At 57.4% G+C, this 15,957-nt stretch carries 13 protein-coding genes; 12 read left to right on the top strand and 1 reads right to left on the bottom strand.

Annotation, left to right across the window (positions count from 1 at the left end; all coding sequences use genetic code 11):
- Nucleotides 1-30 precede the first annotated feature (30 nt).
- The 6 genes from HNQ38_RS07060 (at nt 31) to HNQ38_RS07035 (ending at nt 8,173) form a co-directional block, all read left to right on the top strand.
- The gene (locus HNQ38_RS07060; protein WP_183718867.1) at nt 31-1,464 is read left to right on the top strand and encodes a glycosyltransferase family 4 protein; all 1,434 of its coding nucleotides are present in this window, start codon (nt 31-33) and stop codon (nt 1,462-1,464) included.
- On the top strand, nt 1,452-3,380 hold the full coding sequence (asnB, locus tag HNQ38_RS07055) for an asparagine synthase (glutamine-hydrolyzing) (RefSeq protein WP_183718865.1): 1,929 nt from the start codon (nt 1,452-1,454) through the stop codon (nt 3,378-3,380). Before HNQ38_RS07060 ends, asnB begins: the two co-directional genes overlap by 13 nt.
- A gap of 245 nt (nt 3,381-3,625) precedes the next feature.
- Nucleotides 3,626-4,489, top strand: a complete 864-nt coding sequence (locus HNQ38_RS07050) for a M48 family metalloprotease (protein WP_183718863.1) — start codon at nt 3,626-3,628, stop codon at nt 4,487-4,489.
- Nucleotides 4,490-4,583: 94 nt separating this feature from the next.
- Nucleotides 4,584-4,976 carry a DVU_2496 family lipoprotein gene (locus HNQ38_RS07045; RefSeq protein WP_183718861.1) on the top strand — a complete coding sequence of 131 codons (393 nt, stop codon included), beginning with the start codon at nt 4,584-4,586 and terminating at the stop codon, nt 4,974-4,976.
- A gap of 789 nt (nt 4,977-5,765) precedes the next feature.
- Nucleotides 5,766-6,194 (top strand): TOBE domain-containing protein, encoded by a 429-nt coding sequence (locus HNQ38_RS07040; protein ID WP_183718859.1) that lies wholly within the window; start codon nt 5,766-5,768, stop codon nt 6,192-6,194.
- A gap of 770 nt (nt 6,195-6,964) precedes the next feature.
- Nucleotides 6,965-8,173: an iron-containing alcohol dehydrogenase gene (locus HNQ38_RS07035; protein WP_183718857.1), complete on the top strand. Its 1,209-nt coding sequence runs from the start codon at nt 6,965-6,967 to the stop codon at nt 8,171-8,173.
- Nucleotides 8,174-8,264: 91 nt separating this feature from the next.
- On the opposite strand, the gene HNQ38_RS07030 is transcribed toward HNQ38_RS07035, so the two are convergent.
- Complete coding sequence (locus HNQ38_RS07030; protein ID WP_183718855.1) at nt 8,265-10,268, bottom strand: substrate-binding domain-containing protein; 2,004 nt, start codon at nt 10,266-10,268, stop codon at nt 8,265-8,267.
- Nucleotides 10,269-10,450: 182 nt separating this feature from the next.
- Here HNQ38_RS07030 and HNQ38_RS07025 point away from each other — a divergent pair, with 182 nt between their 5' ends.
- The 6 genes from HNQ38_RS07025 (at nt 10,451) to HNQ38_RS07000 (ending at nt 15,939) form a co-directional block, all read left to right on the top strand.
- Nucleotides 10,451-11,245, top strand: a complete 795-nt coding sequence (locus tag HNQ38_RS07025; RefSeq protein WP_425485986.1) for an HpcH/HpaI aldolase family protein — start codon at nt 10,451-10,453, stop codon at nt 11,243-11,245.
- A 128-nt stretch (nt 11,246-11,373) separates the two neighbouring features.
- Nucleotides 11,374-12,288: an NAD-dependent epimerase/dehydratase family protein gene (locus tag HNQ38_RS07020; protein WP_183718853.1), complete on the top strand. Its 915-nt coding sequence runs from the start codon at nt 11,374-11,376 to the stop codon at nt 12,286-12,288.
- Nucleotides 12,289-12,503: 215 nt separating this feature from the next.
- Nucleotides 12,504-13,274: a 3-deoxy-manno-octulosonate cytidylyltransferase gene (locus HNQ38_RS07015; RefSeq protein WP_183718851.1), complete on the top strand. Its 771-nt coding sequence runs from the start codon at nt 12,504-12,506 to the stop codon at nt 13,272-13,274.
- Nucleotides 13,275-14,066, top strand: a complete 792-nt coding sequence (locus HNQ38_RS07010) for an acyltransferase (protein ID WP_183718849.1) — start codon at nt 13,275-13,277, stop codon at nt 14,064-14,066.
- Nucleotides 14,067-14,068: 2 nt separating this feature from the next.
- Nucleotides 14,069-14,719: an HAD family hydrolase gene (locus tag HNQ38_RS07005; RefSeq protein ID WP_183718847.1), complete on the top strand. Its 651-nt coding sequence runs from the start codon at nt 14,069-14,071 to the stop codon at nt 14,717-14,719.
- A 239-nt stretch (nt 14,720-14,958) separates the two neighbouring features.
- Entirely contained in the window at nt 14,959-15,939 is a 981-nt protein-coding gene (locus HNQ38_RS07000) for a hypothetical protein (protein WP_183718845.1), read from the top strand.
- Nucleotides 15,940-15,957: the final 18 nt, after the last annotated feature.

Genomic DNA, 15,957 nt, shown 5'->3' with positions numbered 1-15,957 from the left:
TGCGCCCTAGCAGACGCTCAGGAGTGAGCTATGACAGAAAGCAAGACAAGCGAGTCCGTTTTCCCGCAGGCATTCGCCCCCGGGCTGCCTCATGTGGCCTGCGTGTTGCTGTGGTACCCCCTGTTCACACAGCCCTTTATTTTCCGTGAAGTGCAAGGACTCAGAAAGCGCCTTCCGGTCTCTGTGTTCAGTCTTTACGGTGCCAGCCTGCGCCATTGCTCCACTGAAATGCGCACGGCGGCCCAGCAGACCCACACCTTGGGCACCAAGGCAATTTTTGCCATTCTGGCGGAAGTTCTGCGCCAGTTCTGCCTGCACCCGCTGCTTATGGGAAGGCTCTTCCGCCGCACCATGTTCCGCCGTTGGAGCTGCCTTGAGACAATGGGAGAAAACCTCTGGGCTTTTTGCGCAGGGGTGTATCTGGCCCGGCGCTTCAAGGAAGCGGGCATCGACATGATCTACGCGCCCTGGCCGCGCGGCACGGCAACCGCCGCCTGGGTTGCAGGCAGCATCACCGGGCTTCCCTTTGCCACTTGCGCCAGAGGCGACAACCTTGAACCAGCGGACCCGGACCTCGGCGCAAAGCTCGACGCGGCTTTTCTGGTGCGCGCCAACAACGGCGCAGACAAGGTGCGGATAGAGAATTTTGATCGTGGGCAGGCCAAGGGCAAGGTTGAGCTGGTGTACAACGGGCTGACCCTGCCGCCATTGGCTGACGAAGCGGTTGCGCCCGAAGCAGCTTCTGCCCAGGCAGACACGCCCGGCGCGCCTGCCTCTCACTGCTTCAGTGAGGCTGATCCTTCTTTTATGCGTCTGGATGAAGTGCCTGCTTCGGCCTCTCCTGTTCCCATGAAGCGTCCTGTGCGTCTGCTGGCTCTTGGGCGGTTTGACGTAACCAAGGGCTTTGACGTATTGCTCCGCGCCTGCGGCTTGCTACAAGACCGTGGCCTGGATTTTACCCTCACTCTGGCGGGCGGCGGCGGGGCCGTGATGGGTCTTGGCTATATGCAGACCGAACTGGTCCGGTTGCGCAAGCAGCTGGGACTGGAAGCCCGCGTGAGCATGCCCGGTCTTATTTCGCACAATGAACTGCCCAAGCTCCTTAAAGAGCATGATATTTTTGCTGCGCCCTGCGTGGTGCATGCGTCGGGCCGACGCGATGGCATTCCCAATACGGTTATTGAGGCATTGGCCTATGGCCTGCCCGTAGTCAGCACCACGGTCAATGCTTTGCCCGAGGTGGTACGGCACGGCAAAACCGGGTTGGCGGTACCGCAGCACGACGCCGAAGCATTGGCGAACGCCATCGCCCTGCTGGCCAACGATTCAGCCCTGGCGGCCGGCCTTGCCCATAACGGCAGGCTGCTGGCGGCCCATATGTTTGATCCCGAAGCCAACAATGACCGGTTGGCGCGCGTTTTCATCAATAATTACAGGTGTTGGAAAGAATCATGTGTGGAATAGCCGGTATTTGCCAACTGGAATCTTCGCCGCTTGACCCTCAGGCCCTGCACTGGGTGAAGGCCATGACCGACCGCATTGCCCACCGGGGGCCGGACGGCGAGGGCCAATGGTTGAGCGGGCCTGTATGCCTGGGGCACAGGCGTCTTTCCATCATCGACCTTGGCACGGGCGGGCAGCCCATGCACAGCGCCGACGAGCGCTATACGGTCATCTTCAATGGTGAAATTTACAATTTTGCGGAACTGAAAGAAGAACTTGCGGCCAACGGCGCGCGTTTTCGCACCAGCTCGGATACGGAAGTCATTCTTGAAGGATACCGGCAGTGGGGCGTGGATTGCCTGACCCGCTTCAACGGCATGTTTGCCTTTGCCCTGTGGGATTCTGTTGAACAGCGGCTTTTCTGCGCGCGCGATCCTTTTGGCAAAAAGCCCTTTTTCTACACAGTGCAGCAGGGCAGGCTGCACTTCGCCTCGGAGATGACGGCCCTTGAAAAAGTTCCCGGCCTGAATCTGACCATGCAGCCAGAAGCCATTATGCGCTATCTGGCCTATGAATACGTGCCCACGCCGCAGACCATCTATGCCGAAGTGGAAAGCCTGCCGCCAGCCCATTGGCTGCTGCTTGAGGGCGGCGTTCTGCGCACGGGCCGCTATTGGGACATGCCCACGCCTGATGAAAACGACAGGCGCGGCACCGAACAGCTTGGCGAAGAACTGCAATTTTTGCTGGCACGGGCGGTGCGGCGGCGCATGGTCAGCGATGTGCCTCTGGGCGTCTTTCTTTCGGGCGGCATCGACTCGTCCATTGTGGCTGGCCTTATGGCGCGGCAATCTTCCACGCCCATAAAAACTTTTTCCATTGGGTTCAGTGAAGCCAGTTACGACGAATCGCGCTATGCCCGCATTGTGGCCGAAGCCTTTGGCACAGACCACCATGAGCGGGTGCTTTCCGCCGAGGAGTGCGCCGACAATCTGCCGGGGATCGTGAGCAGAATGGACGTGCCCATGGCCGATGCCTCTGTGGCTCCCACATGGCTGCTGTCGGGCGTGACGCGTGAAAAGGTCACCGTGGCCCTGGGCGGTGACGGCGCGGACGAACTGTGGGCAGGCTACGAGCACTACATAGGCTTCAAGGTGGCGGAATGGTATAATGCCCTGCCCGCGCTGGTGCGGAACAAGATTGTGGAGCCCCTTGCCCGCCGTCTGCCATCGTCAGCCGGATATATCAATCCGCGTCTGGCTGTGGCCACGTTTTTGCGTGCGGCGCAGGCTCCTGCCTGGCAGCGGGTGCAGACCATGCTTACAGCCTTTACCCCCGACATGCAGGCGGAAATTCTGACCGGAAGCTTCAAGGCGCAAGCGCCGGGCTTTCTTTCGCCCGAACGGCTTTTGGCGCCAACGCGCGAGCAGTTTGAACACTGGCAGCCGTATGGCGTGGCAGCTCCTCTGGCGCGGGCTTTTCACGTTTACGCGCGCCAGTTCATGCTGGACGACATCCTTGTGAAAGTGGACCGCTGCTCCATGCTGCACAGCCTTGAAGTGCGCGCGCCCTTTTTGGACAAGGACGTGGCCGAATTCGCCGCGCGCCTGCCTGTGGACCGCAAACTGCATGGGTTCAAGCGCAAATGGCTGCTCAAAAAGGCTTTTGCGGGCCTGCTGCCCAAGGAAATCCTGTACCGCAACAAACGCGGGTTCCAGATTCCCGTGGCACAGTGGCTGCGCGGGCGTATGCGTCCCCTTATGGAAGACCTGCTCAGTGCAGACAGCCTCAAGGCTCAGGGAATTTTTGATCCCGTTGCAGTGCGCGCCCTTATGGACGAGCACATTTCCGGCAGGGCCGACCTGCGCAAGCCGCTTTGGACATTGCTGGTCTTTCAGCTGTGGTGGCAGGCGCGGCAGAAGCCCGGGCAGCAGTAATACCGCCTTTGCCCCAGCTCGATACATTGCAAGTCCTGCGTGCAGCCCCGGAAACAGAACTGTTTTCACGCCGCCCTGTCCAAAAGGCCAAAGCTGTCAAAACGGGCAGGGGGCAAGATACACTGAAAAAGCTGGCCGGGGCAGTCCTTCTGGCAAGCCCGTCTTGCCAGCGAGTGCCCGATGCTTATACTATATGGTGGCGTCTGAAAGTACGGCGCGCAATCTTTGCATATTGAGGAGTAAGCATGACCAGCCAGATCAAGACCGTTCTTCTTCTGGGTTTGCTTTCGGGCATCATTATAGTGCTTGGCGGCCTGCTTGGCGGGCGCACAGGCATTATCATAGCCTTCGGCATGGCCCTGCTCATGAATGTGGGCAGCTACTGGTACTCGGACAAAATTGTGCTTTCTATGTACCGGGCTCGTGAACTAGCCCCGGAAGAAGCTCCATATCTACATAAAATTGTTGATGAACTGGCCTACAACGCAGGCATTCCCAAGCCCCGCGTCTGTGTGGTGCCCGAAGAAGCCCCCAATGCTTTTGCAACCGGGCGTAACCCTGAAAATGCCGTGGTGGCGGTGACTGAAGGCCTCATGCGCCTGTTGTCGCCCGAAGAACTGCGCGGCGTAGTAGCCCACGAAATAGGACATATTGTAAACCGCGATATTCTTATTCAGACTATCGCCGGGGTTATGGCTTCGGCCATTGTGACCATGGCCAACATTTTTCAGTTCACGGCCATATTCGGTGGCGGCAACCGTGACGGCGAGGGCGGCGGCGTGAACCCCATTGCGGCTCTGGCAATGGCTTTGCTGGCCCCTATGGCCGCAGGTCTTGTGCAGATGGCCATTTCGCGCTCGCGGGAGTATCTTGCTGACGATACCGGGGCAGAGCTTTGCGGCCAGCCTCTTGCGCTGGCAGGCGCTCTTGCCAAACTTGGAGCCGCCAGCGGGCGTATTCCCATGCGTGAAGGCAATCCCAGCACCGAGCAGATGTTCATCGTGTCGCCTATGTTTGCTCACAGCAGCATGGCCAATCTTTTCAGCACGCATCCGCCTTTGGAAGAGCGCATTCGCAGGCTTCAGGCCATGGCAGCTTCCCGGCGCTGATGCCGGAACCGCAGACAATGGGCGCAGGACCGCGCAGATAACGGGCCGTAAAGGCTCTGTCGGGTTCATCGAACCCACCATATTGAGGAAGACAATGCAAATACGTCTTTTGCTGGTAGCGTTATTGGCCCTGCCCCTGCTGGCCTGCGTCAAGACAGCGCCTGTGGCTGAAGCGGATCAGGCTCCGCCTGCTGAACCGTGCCCCTATGTCTATGTGTTCGCTCCCGGCAACTATATTGTGGACATAGCCAGCGGATCAGAAGTGGTTCTGGACCCTGCCGCGCAGGAATTCGAACTTTTCTGCTCGCCAGGCGCTGCACGGGCAGCCGTGGGCTATGCCGTGGCGCGCGGCTCTCTTCCCGAAGGCGACTGGCGCATCTATAGGCTTGATGGCTCGCTGGACGACCTTGCCCTTAAAAGCCCCCAACAGCGCTATACCCTCAAGCGGATGGCTGAAGTTGTGGACTGGGTGACGGAAGACATCTAGGGAAACGCTGATTTATTCCGTTTGGCTGCGTTGCTTCACTTTTTTTGAAACAGTCGAGGACGGAAGAGTCCACTCCTGCTTCAAAAACAGATCGCGCCTTGCCAAACGAAATAACTACGCGTTTCCAGGTGGCTCTTTAATCAGTACTTCCCTGGAACCGCTTTAAGGTGGGTTACTTTGAAGACATGCGCGAGACGTCTGGAGTGAAGGCCTGACGCGGTCTTGATAATTGCACATAGCGCCTACGGGTGCTCAAGCGTTGCGCCGCAAGGCTTACACATGCTTTGCTGCTGTGGCATAACGTCAGCGCACGGTTGGCAATTTTGGCAGCGTTCCGGCCAGTTTCACGCAAGCGTTGCCGCCATTCGCAAGGCTCGCTAACGGATTGCCGCAAAGAAAGCTTGGGTGACAGCAGCTTTTTTTTATACCCGTTGACTCATCCAGCTGCTAATACAAATGAATTTTGGGGGCGGATCAACGCCGCAACAGGCGCATCTTGCCCTTAGGTGTATATATTCAAAGATTTCACGCTACAGGTTGTCTTTCTTGTGTTTTTTAGCCAGCGGGCCGATTGCGAGATCAGCCCGCTGGTATTTTATATGGCGTTCGCTTGGTAAGCCCTTCAGTGCGTGTACTTTTAACAATCTGTAATAGCATTGATTATTACTGTTTCACGCTCTCAGCGTGTCTGTGTGGCGCTGCTCTCTCCGGTGGTGTACAATTACGACATGCGAAAAAGAAATTTCGCGTTTAGCAGCCAGGGTTTTGCCCGGCATAAAGGATGTTCATATGCAAACAAGCGCGAGAAATGTTTTCAAGGGCAAGGTTGTGGCGGTGCATTCTGGTGCCGTCAATGATGAAGTGGAATTGGCCGTCGAAGGCGGACTTACCATTGTTGCTTCCATTACGCAGGTCAGCACCAAGAAGTTGGGCCTCAAGCCCGGTGTGGAAGCCATTGCCTTGATCAAGGCCAGCTTTGTGCTGCTGATGAATGATGCCGAAAACTATCTGTTGTCCACCCGCAACCAGTTTGCGGGAATCATCAGCAAGGTTACCCCCGGGGCCGTCAATGCAGAGGTGCAGGTTGATCTGCCCGGCGGCAAGGGTATTACCTCCATTGTAACTATGGGCAGCGTCGACAAGCTTGCTCTGGCCACCGGCAAAAAAATAACAGCCATAGTGAAGGCTTCGCAGGTTATCCTGGCTGTGCCGAAGTAGTTTCTATGCCATTGGGCGCTCTGGAGTGCTCGATACGGCCAAGTACAACAACAAATGGAGCCCGGAGCTTTACGCTTCGGGCTTTTTCGCATCTTACGGCTGTCGCTGACTCCGCCGCTGGCTGGTGTGCGCAGTTCAGTATTTTAAAAATGATATTGTGCCGAGATGTAGTTCTGGCAGAACATGATTCGAGCAGGACACAGGCCCCATAAACTGCGCTGCGCGAAACTGAGGATATGACCGGATGGCGCATGTGGAAAATATCTCAAGATCAGTCACGTTGCCGTAGTAGTGCATGAATTGACTGGATTATGATATATCGTTGAAAGGATGCCCGTGTCCCCAGATAGTGCCGCCACAAGCGGCTTCCCTGTTGTTTTTGTGTCTGGGGAAGATTGCGTGTTTTTTGGTTTTTTTCTGATCCAGTGCGCAGGGTTGTTCTTCAAACTTGGGATGAGTACTTCATTTGTTCTCGGGTGCCGGGTGCAATAAAGGCAATTCTTAGGAAAAACCAGTTTAGCTGAGGAGATTTTTGTTAGCCGGAGGGCCGATGAGGAAGGTGCTAATCAATAAAGTCAGGAGTTTAGGTGCACTTTTATTTTGACTAAAAATTCACAAACACTATAAATACTGTGGGCGGCTATTTTTATCAAGAATAAATATTTTTTTAAATTTATGTGAAAAATTGCGCAGGTCCTTGACCTAGGCCTGTATTCATTCTAATTTATTGCAGAGCAATAGTACGCCCAGCGTAAGCGCGGGAGGCAGCCGTGTGGGACAACTGTTATAACTATGACACGGTTCGTGAAATTCGCGTTAAAACAACGGCTTATGTCGGCGTTGGCGCAATAGACAGGATTGGCTACATCCTGGGAAATTTGAAAAATGAAGGCATTTCGTCGGTGCTCTGCGTTTGCGGTGGGCACGCCTACCGCGCTTCGGGCGCGTGGGACAAGGCCGAAGCCGCAGCGCAAAAACAGGGTATTGTGTTGGCCTTGTATAACAGGGTCACACCCAATCCGACAACGGATATTGTTAATGATGCCGCCGCGCTCGGCAGGGCAGTTAATGCGGGCGCAGTGCTGGCCATAGGCGGCGGAAGCCCCCTGGACTGTGGAAAAGGAGCGGCCATCCTGTTGGCCAACCCAGGCAAAAGCGCCGAAGATCTTTTTTGCTTTCGCTTCACGCCCCAAAAGGCCCTTCCATTAGTTGCCGTCAACCTCACTCACGGCACGGGCAGTGAAGTCAACCGGTTTGCCGTGGTTACCGTAGCCGGGCGCAATCACAGGTCCATTGTTGGACATGACTGCAGCTATCCCCGCTATGCCATTGACGATCCGGCTCTCATGACCGGGCTTTCGGCAGAGCAAAGCCGTTATGTGTCCATAGACGCATTGTGCAGAGTGGTGGAGGCATCCACAACGACGATGGCTAACCCTCTGGTTGTAACTCTGGCGAGCGAGACTGTGCGTTTGGTGCACACATGGTTGCCCATAGTGCTCGCCGAACCGGAAAATCTCAAGGCCCGCTACGGATTGTGCATGGCGGCGCTTCAGGCCGGGGTGGCTTTTGACAACAGTCTTTTGCACATGGCGCATGCGCTTGAGCAGCCACTGAGCCGCTTCAGGGATGTGCCGCACGGCCTGGCGCTGGCAATACTGCTACCCGCCGTCATTGGCGAATGTTATGCTGCCCGGCCCGATGTGCTGGCCCATGTGCTTGCGCCCCTGGCTCCCGGCCTGAAAGGCGAGCCGGATGAAGCCGCAGCAGCTGCCAAAGCCGTAGAAGACTGGCTTTTCAGCCTGGGCATAAATCAAAAACTCCTGGACTTGGGAGTCCAGGAGTCAGATGTGGAAGAGTTTTGCAACTTCGTCGAGCAGACGCCTTCGCTGGGTCTTCTGCTCTCGGTGGCGCCAGTCAGGAGTTCACGCCAACGTGTGGCGAGAATCTACACCAACTCGTTGCGCCCCATGCCGTGAAATTGCCCTTCTCCTCCAGGGTCGGACTGATCTGCCGCAGTCCGCTCCATACCCAGCCCCTCCGTTTGCCGACGGCGGGGCTTTTTTATTATCATGCTCCTAGACGAACGCCAAGCTCAAGTTTTTGTCCTGTCAAATTTATTTCATAGCCTCCAAGGGCGGTGATGCGTTTTTTGAATTCTGCCTGTTGCAGCAGGTTTTGAACGCTCAACACACGCGGGTCGGCAAGAAAGGCTTCAGGAATAACAAGGTCCCAGCGTTCGCCGCCCAGCGGTACGAAATCCAGCCCCATTGCCTTGGCGGCAGCTGCCACTCCCGGTCCGCAGTCAGCCTTGCCCGTAAGCACTGCGGCCGCCACTGCCAACTGGCTTTCCACTTCCACTTCGTAGCCAGAAATATCCTGCGGGGTCAGCCCGGCATGGCGCACCAGGGCATCAAACTGCAGGCGCGTGCTCGATCCTGCCTGACGATTAACGCAACGCAGTTTCTTGTCCTTGATGTCGGTAATACTTTTGATTTTTTGCGGATTACCAGCCGGAACCACCAAGCCCACCTGACGGACCACCAAATTTACAAGAGCGACCTTAACTCTGGGCAAATGCTCTTGCACAAAAGCAAAGTTGAACTCGCCCTTGTCGTCGTCGGCCATATGCAGCACGGCCATATGACAATGATTGTTCTTCAGGGCGGTCAAGGCGTCGGCGGCGTCTGCACCTGCTGTAACCAATTGCACGGCATGGGGCAGACGCAGCAGCTCATCAGCCATAAGGTCCAGCACCATGTCGTTGCCGCCAGCGCAGAAAAGCGTGCTGTACAGGCTGTCTACCGGGCAGAGGGGGCGGGCGCGAACCGTACTGCCAAGGGGCGCGCCCTTGCCGTTGGCGGTAACGTGAGCAAGGCCCTGAACGCGAACAGCAGTTTTATAGCCTTCGCCCAAGCGCAGGGGCAGGGCCACTGTTTTTTCCGCCACACGGCTCAAGGCTAAAGGCGAGAAAACATCAAGGCCCGGATGCGCAGGCAGGCTGGCAGCCAGTTCCACTGTCAGGTCGCCGAATTCATCCATTGAACCCGGCAAAATGCCGGAAAAATAATGTGCTGGACGGCGAGACATCAGCAATAGGGCGGGAACCACAAGAGCAGCAAACGCTGTAAACGTGCCAGCGGGGCTGGCAGGGAGGCAGAACACGGGCCTGCCTTCGTAAACGGCGATCATTGTAGGCGCGCCGGGCAGCATGCCCACATTGGGGGCCACAATCTGTCCCTCCGCTTCCAGCAGGGTACGCACAACGCCCAATGTGGCCGCATCGGTCACGCACAAAACAAGAGCGTGGGCGCCGCCTTTGATGGAGGTTTGAAAAAAATTGCGTACGGCTTGCGCATCTGCTTCCAGAGGGGCTGATGGGTGGGCAATGCAGCCCAAGCCCTGTGCCCTGGCGGCAAGAGCCGCGGTAATTCCGTCAATCAGGCGGTCTGATGTTGCCGTGGCAACGTCCCTGGTCTGGTCCGGCGGGCTCATAAAGCTGCCGCCTGCCGTTGCCAGGAATATCTGCGGGTTGCCCCATACCTGCACACTGTCTACCCCGGCGGCCAGTAGTGCGCCGATGTCACCCGGCCGCAGAATATGGTTGCGGCCGAATAGTGTTTCGCCTTCCGCCATGTCGGCCCCTGCGCGCCGCACATGCAGCCAGGGCAGCATGGGGGCCGTAATGCTGACGCCGCCTTTGCCGTCCACGGCAGCATGAACAGACAGGGCCACGGCGTCACAAGAGGGGGGCAGGGCGTCGCCTGAGGCGACGGCGAAGCAGGTCTTGCCCTCGTGCAGTAGGGCGGGGGCAGCACTGGTTGCAGCGTATGTATCTGAGGCTTTCAGGGCGTAGCCGTTGGCGGCAGCCAGGGGAAAGGGGGGATAGGGGCGCGCGGCTGCTACAAATGCGCTCAGTACGCGGCCATCAGCTTCTGCCGTGAGGCAGGAAACTGGTTGGGGCAAATTGTCCTGACCACTGGCCGCGCGTGCTGCATCCAACGCCTTGAGCAGTTTGTCGAGCGCGTCGCCCAAGGGCACTATTTCCGTATATATTGTGGTTTTGGTTGCCATGTATCCTCCTGGGGGAAGGGCTTGGATGGGCAAAAGGCCTTAATCCACCTTGCAAACATACATCTTCATGGCATTCATGCAAATACCTGATCTGTGGGGGTACCTGCCCCGCGCCGTATTGCACGCTGCCGCCGCTGGGCGTATACTGAATTCTTGAGCATAAACCTCAACCCTGCGGCGGCATGCCGCTTGATATGACCGTACATGACATACGCGCGCTTTTGGCGGCGGATAAAGCCACGGTAGGCACATGGCTGCAATTGCCCTCCGCGGATGTGGCAGAACTTATGGCCCGTGCCGGCTATGACTGGGTTGCCGTGGATATGGAGCATGGCTCCTTCGGGCGCACTGGCCTGCCGGACATCTTTCGCGCCATCGAATGCGGTGGAGCCGCCCCCTTTGCCAGATTGCCCGAGGCCAGTAAAACCCAGATCAAATCCGCTCTGGAAGCTGGCGCTCAGGGGCTTATTTTTCCGATGATCGAGAGCCGCGAGCAGCTTGACCGCGCTATTGACTGGTCGGTGTACCCCGGTCAGGACACTTGGCGGGGCAAGGGTGAAACCGCGCAGGAATACAGGGGCGTGGGCTTTTGCCGCGCCAATGCGTTCGGCAAGGATTTTGACAACTACCGCACCCGGCGCGCGCCTGAAATATTTTTGGTAGCCCAGATAGAGCACATACGTGCCGTGGAAAATCTGGACGCCATACTGACGCACCCGCGTCTGGACGCCATCATGGTGGGACCGTACGATCTTTCCGGTTCTATGGGACTCACCGGGCAGTTTGACCACCCGGATTTCAAGGCTGCAATGGAACGCATAAACGCGGCTTGCCAGCGCCACAAGGCCCGCATGGGCCTGCATATTGTGCAGCCTGACCCCGCTGAGCTGACGCGGCAGATTGCGGCAGGCAGCCGCTTTATTGCCTATGGCATTGATTCTGTTTTTCTTTGGGGCGCGTCAGAACGTCCCAAATAGAGCTGCGGCTGTTCCGCGTCACAGGCCCCTTGCGGCGTCTGACGCGGTCAGCGCACCAGTGACGCCGCGCATAATTGTGGGCGTATCGGCGAATAGTTGATCAATAAAATTCTCCAGGGAGAATAATTGTGAAAATAACAGTTTTTGGCGGTTCCGGCTTTTTGGGCTCGCATATTTGCGACAAACTTTCCGAGGCCGGGCACAACGTCACCATCGTGGATCTGCACCCCTCGCCTTGGCTGCGTCCTGACCAGACCATGCTCACTGGCAATATTCTGGAAGAAGAAACAGTGCGCAAAGCCATTGATGGCGCGGATATGGTCTTCAACTACGCGGGCATCGCCGATATTGGCGAGGCCAATAACCGCCCCGTTGACACCGCGCGCATCAACGTGCTCGGCAACGTCATGATTCTTGAAGCCTGCCGCAAGGCTGGCGTGAAGCGTTACGTTTTCGCCAGTTCCTTGTATGTCTACGGCAAATCCGGCGGTTTCTACCGTTGCAGCAAGCAGGCTTGCGAGTTGTACATTGAAAATTACCAGGCCATGCACAACCTGCCGTACACCATCCTGCGCTATGGTTCGCTTTACGGCCCCCGGTCAGACAGGCGCAATGCCATCAACCGCTTTGTTTACGAAGCGCTTTCCACGGGCGGCATCACATACTATGGCGCGCCCACGGCCCTGCGCGAATATGTGCATGTGGACGATGCCAGCGCCGCAACGCTGGCTGTGCTGGCACCCGAGTTTGAAAACCAGAACATCATCATCTCCGGCAACCAGCCCATGCGGGTCAGCGATCTCTTCAAGATGATCGGCGAAATGCTGGGCAAGGAACTGGTTATCAATTACCAGAACGACCCCAACAGCGGCCACTATCAGGTGACCCCTTACGCCTTTATGCCAAAAGTGGGGCGCAAGCTTGTGCCGCCGCTGACCGTGGACCTGGGGCAGGGCATCCTGCGCGTTATGGAAGAAGAGCACAAGGAAATCCACCCGGAACTGGCGTCCGAGGGCGGGTATCTTGTGGCTACCGACGACTAGAGCATTTCAATTTTGAAAAACTCAGGTGGCTGCGCGAGCTGACTGCGCCTGGGCATGACGCCCCGGCGCTGCCGCCACCGCCTACAGTCTATATGCTGGCAGAGAACAGACATTACCGGTAATCCGCAGCGGCGGCGCAAGACGCCAGCCAGAGCGATGCATTACGGAAATTGTTCATAGATTTCAAAATTTATACGGACACAAGGAGCCGTTGCATGAACATTATCGCCATCATTCCCGCGCGTATGGGGTCCAGCCGTTATCCTGGCAAGCCTCTGGCCCTCATCCACAATGTGCCCATGGTCGGGCATGTGGCCTTTCGTACGGCCATGAGCAAAACCCTTTCCGCCACCTATGTGGCCACCTGCGATGAAATCATCGAAAATTACTGCACCAGCGCGGGGCTGAACAGCGTCATGACCGGCGACCACCATGTGCGTTGCTCTACGCGTACGGCGGAAGCCCTGCTCAAGATTGAGGCCGCCACGGGCAAAAAGGCCGACATCGTGGTGATGGTGCAGGGCGACGAACCTATGGTGCGCCCCGAAATGATCGACGCCGCCGTGGCCCCCATGCTGGCTGATCCCAGCATCAACGTCACCAACCTCATGGCCGACATGGACACCCTTGAGGAATTTGAAGACCCCAATGAAGTGAAAGTGGTGGTCGACCGCTTTAACGACGCCCTCTATTTCTCGCGTGAAGCCATTCCTTCGCGCAAAAAAGGATCGGACAAGGTGCCCATGCGCAAGCAGGTTTGCATCATTCCTTTCCGCCGCGACTACTTGCTGCGCTTCAATGAAATGGAAGAAAGCCCACTGGAAATCTATGAATCCGTGGATATGATGCGTATTCTCGAATACGGTGAAAAAGTCCGTATGGTTCCCACCGACTGCCGCAGCTGGAGCGTAGACACCCCTGAAGATCTGGCTCGCGTGACGCGCCTTATGGAAGGCGACGACCTCATGAAGGAATACAGCAAGTAAATGGCCGAGTTCGGAAAACCGGGCATGGGCCAGGAAGGGGAAACGGCATCGGCCTCCGGGCCGGGCACGCCTCCTTCCGCCGCTTCTGTTAACCAGACCGCTTCACGGCAGGGGGCAGGCCAGACCTCGTCTGACGACGGAAAAGCTGCTGCACACGGCGCGCCGGGGTGGCGACGCCGTGTGGGCGCTGCGCTGGAAGAGTTGTGGATAGCGCTGCTGGGCTGGATTCCCACGCCTGTGGGGCTGGCCTTGCGTCTGGCTGGCTGGCGCTGGATGTTCGCCCGCTGCGGTTCGGCGCGTTTTGGCACGGGACTGAGCCTTGCGGGATGCAAGGGCATGACCATAGGCAATAATGTGCGCCTGGGGCGCGGCTGTTTCATTACGGCCACAGACGGCACGCTGGTGCTGCACGACAGTGTGGCTCTTTCGCCCTATGTGCATGTAGGGGCCGATGCCGGGCGCATTGAAATCGGCGCGCATACAGCAGTGGGGCCGGGTACGGTCATACGGGCGGCCAATCACTGCATCGCCCGTCAGGATGTGCCCATGATGCATCAGGGGCATGTGCCCGGTGAAATCATCATTGAAGAAGATGTGTGGATCGGGGCCAACTGCGTCATCACGCCCGACGTGCGCATCGGGCGCGGGGCTGTGGTTGGCGCTGGAGCCGTGGTCACCCGTAACGTGGCCCCCTTTGCCATTGTTGGCGGCGTGCCCGCCAAGGTTATCGGCATGCGGGGCAGTGACGGCGCAACCGTTTGCGGATCGGCAATCCCGGCGCAAAAAGGATAATTATGGCATTGCAATGCATTGTTTTTGACTGCGACGGCGTCATTTTGGACAGCGTGCCCGTGAAAACACGGGCCTTTGCCCGTATTGCCGCGCCCTACGGCCAGGAAGCCCAGGACCGCTTTGTGATGTACCACAGCCTGCATGGCGGGGTAAGCCGTTACAAGAAGTTCCAGTGGTTCTACAATGAAGTGCTTGGGCGCGAAATTTCGGAAGAAGAATCTGAAAAGCTTGGCCGCTTGTTTTCGGAATACGCCCTGGACGAAGTGCGCCGCTGCCCGCTTATACCTGGCATTCAGGAAGTTCTGGACACCTGGAAGGGCAAGTTGCCTCTCTATGTCTGCTCCGGTGCGCCCCACGAAGAAGTGCTGGCGGTATTGCAGGAACGCAAACTGGACCACTATTTTGTCTCCATTCACGGTTCGCCCCCGGCCAAGGCCAAGCTGCTGGGCCAGATAGTGGCCCCGTTGCCCCTGACGCCGCAGGACGTGCTTATGGTGGGTGACGCGCCTACGGATCATGATGCTGCGGAAGAAGTGGGAACGCTCTTTTACGGCGTTGGCCCAGACATAAAGCCCGCGTCGGAATCGGCCTACCCCTGGGGCGCGGATCTGACCGGCCTGAACGACTGGATAAAAGCCCGCGTGGCGAGTTAGAGCTTTTAATTTTGAAGTGTTTTTTGGGGAGGGTTTTTTATAAAAAGCCCTCCCCACGCCCCCATTCCCTGAACCGCATTGTTTTTTAGTCTTTTGCGGGGGCATTCTGGCCTGATGCGGGTTTCAGGGGCTGTGTCTTCGGTATCATATTTCCGCAACGTTGCTCTGCTTTAATTCACAAAACAATCACAACAAAATGAGCGCCTGCGTGTACGCGCGGGACGTTCACAGTAGAAAACATGAAAAAAATATACATCCTGCTCGTGTGCCTTGGGGTTCTGAGTCTCGCCGCCTGCGAATCAGACAAAAAGGAAGAAGCTTCCGCCTCTTCAGCAAAAACGGAACAGGCCCAGCCTGCATCCGCAGAAGCCGCCGCAGACACTGGCAACTTGCCAAAAGAGCAGGGGCCGCCGCCCACGCAAGAGCAGCTTGCTGCAGCAGACGCTGTGGTTGCCTACTATAACGTGGTGGCCACAACCTTTGCCGATCCCTATTTTGCCCAGGCTGACGTAATGATGGGCAATGTGCGCTACTACCTTCATGAATGGCTGTTGGCTCCGCGCCCGGCTGGCGGCGACGGCAAGGCCGTGTCTGCCCGCCTTGCCGCCCCGAAGGGAATGTTCACTGAAGACGAGTCGCGCGCTCTGGCCCAGTGGGTGACCGATATGAACCAGAGTATCGACAGCATGCGGGCCGACTATCGCGCTCTTGAGCGCTACGTTAATGATCAGAGCATCCGTGACGACGGCGTCAAGGGCGAAGCCCTGACGAACAGTATCGCGAAAAGCCATGAACAGTTCATGGCCGCGCGTGACGGATATATGGGGATGATTGAAGCCCGGGCCTCTTCAGTTGAAGAGGTGCTGCTCTATGGGCATCCCCTCAAAAGGCAGATTCTGGAAGCCAGAAAGATTTTTGGTCTGTTCTCAAGAACAGCCGGGCTGCTTGTAACGCAAAAGCCCGACCGTGAAGCGCTGGAGCAGGTGGTGGCCAAACTTGACGCCAGCCTGAAAGACGCAGGGCGGCCTCCCTTCCCCGCTTCTCCTGACGTTGAGCGCGTTTACCGTGAATTCCTCAAACAGGGCACGGCATTTAAAGACGCGCTTGCCCAGGGGCTGGCCGAAGGTTTTTACAACCCGGTGCGTGAAGAGCTCAATAGTGCTGCAGAGGGCAGCCGCCAAGCCTATAACGAATTTGCGCGCGCAGCCAACCCCAACTGAGTTGGCTTTGGCGACGTG

The organism is Desulfovibrio intestinalis, assembly GCF_014202345.1.
In the GTDB taxonomy this organism is placed as follows: domain Bacteria; phylum Desulfobacterota; class Desulfovibrionia; order Desulfovibrionales; family Desulfovibrionaceae; genus Desulfovibrio; species Desulfovibrio intestinalis.
This window is presented reverse-complemented; position numbering and strand designations above follow the sequence as displayed.

What these genes read in the sequence shown, in the direction of transcription:
- HNQ38_RS07060 (WP_183718867.1), top strand. Translation starts at nt 31, where the DNA reads ATGACAGAAAGCAAGACAAGCGAGTCCGTTTTCCCGCAGGCATTCGCC.
- asnB (WP_183718865.1), top strand. Translation starts at nt 1,452, where the DNA reads ATGTGTGGAATAGCCGGTATTTGCCAACTGGAATCTTCGCCGCTTGAC.
- HNQ38_RS07050 (WP_183718863.1), top strand. Translation starts at nt 3,626, where the DNA reads ATGACCAGCCAGATCAAGACCGTTCTTCTTCTGGGTTTGCTTTCGGGC.
- HNQ38_RS07045 (WP_183718861.1), top strand. Translation starts at nt 4,584, where the DNA reads ATGCAAATACGTCTTTTGCTGGTAGCGTTATTGGCCCTGCCCCTGCTG.
- HNQ38_RS07040 (WP_183718859.1), top strand. Translation starts at nt 5,766, where the DNA reads ATGCAAACAAGCGCGAGAAATGTTTTCAAGGGCAAGGTTGTGGCGGTG.
- HNQ38_RS07030 (WP_183718855.1), bottom strand. Translation starts at nt 10,268, where the DNA reads ATGGCAACCAAAACCACAATATATACGGAAATAGTGCCCTTGGGCGAC.
- HNQ38_RS07025 (WP_425485986.1), top strand. Translation starts at nt 10,451, where the DNA reads ATGCCGCTTGATATGACCGTACATGACATACGCGCGCTTTTGGCGGCG.
- HNQ38_RS07015 (WP_183718851.1), top strand. Translation starts at nt 12,504, where the DNA reads ATGAACATTATCGCCATCATTCCCGCGCGTATGGGGTCCAGCCGTTAT.
- HNQ38_RS07010 (WP_183718849.1), top strand. Translation starts at nt 13,275, where the DNA reads ATGGCCGAGTTCGGAAAACCGGGCATGGGCCAGGAAGGGGAAACGGCA.
- HNQ38_RS07005 (WP_183718847.1), top strand. Translation starts at nt 14,069, where the DNA reads ATGGCATTGCAATGCATTGTTTTTGACTGCGACGGCGTCATTTTGGAC.
- HNQ38_RS07000 (WP_183718845.1), top strand. Translation starts at nt 14,959, where the DNA reads ATGAAAAAAATATACATCCTGCTCGTGTGCCTTGGGGTTCTGAGTCTC.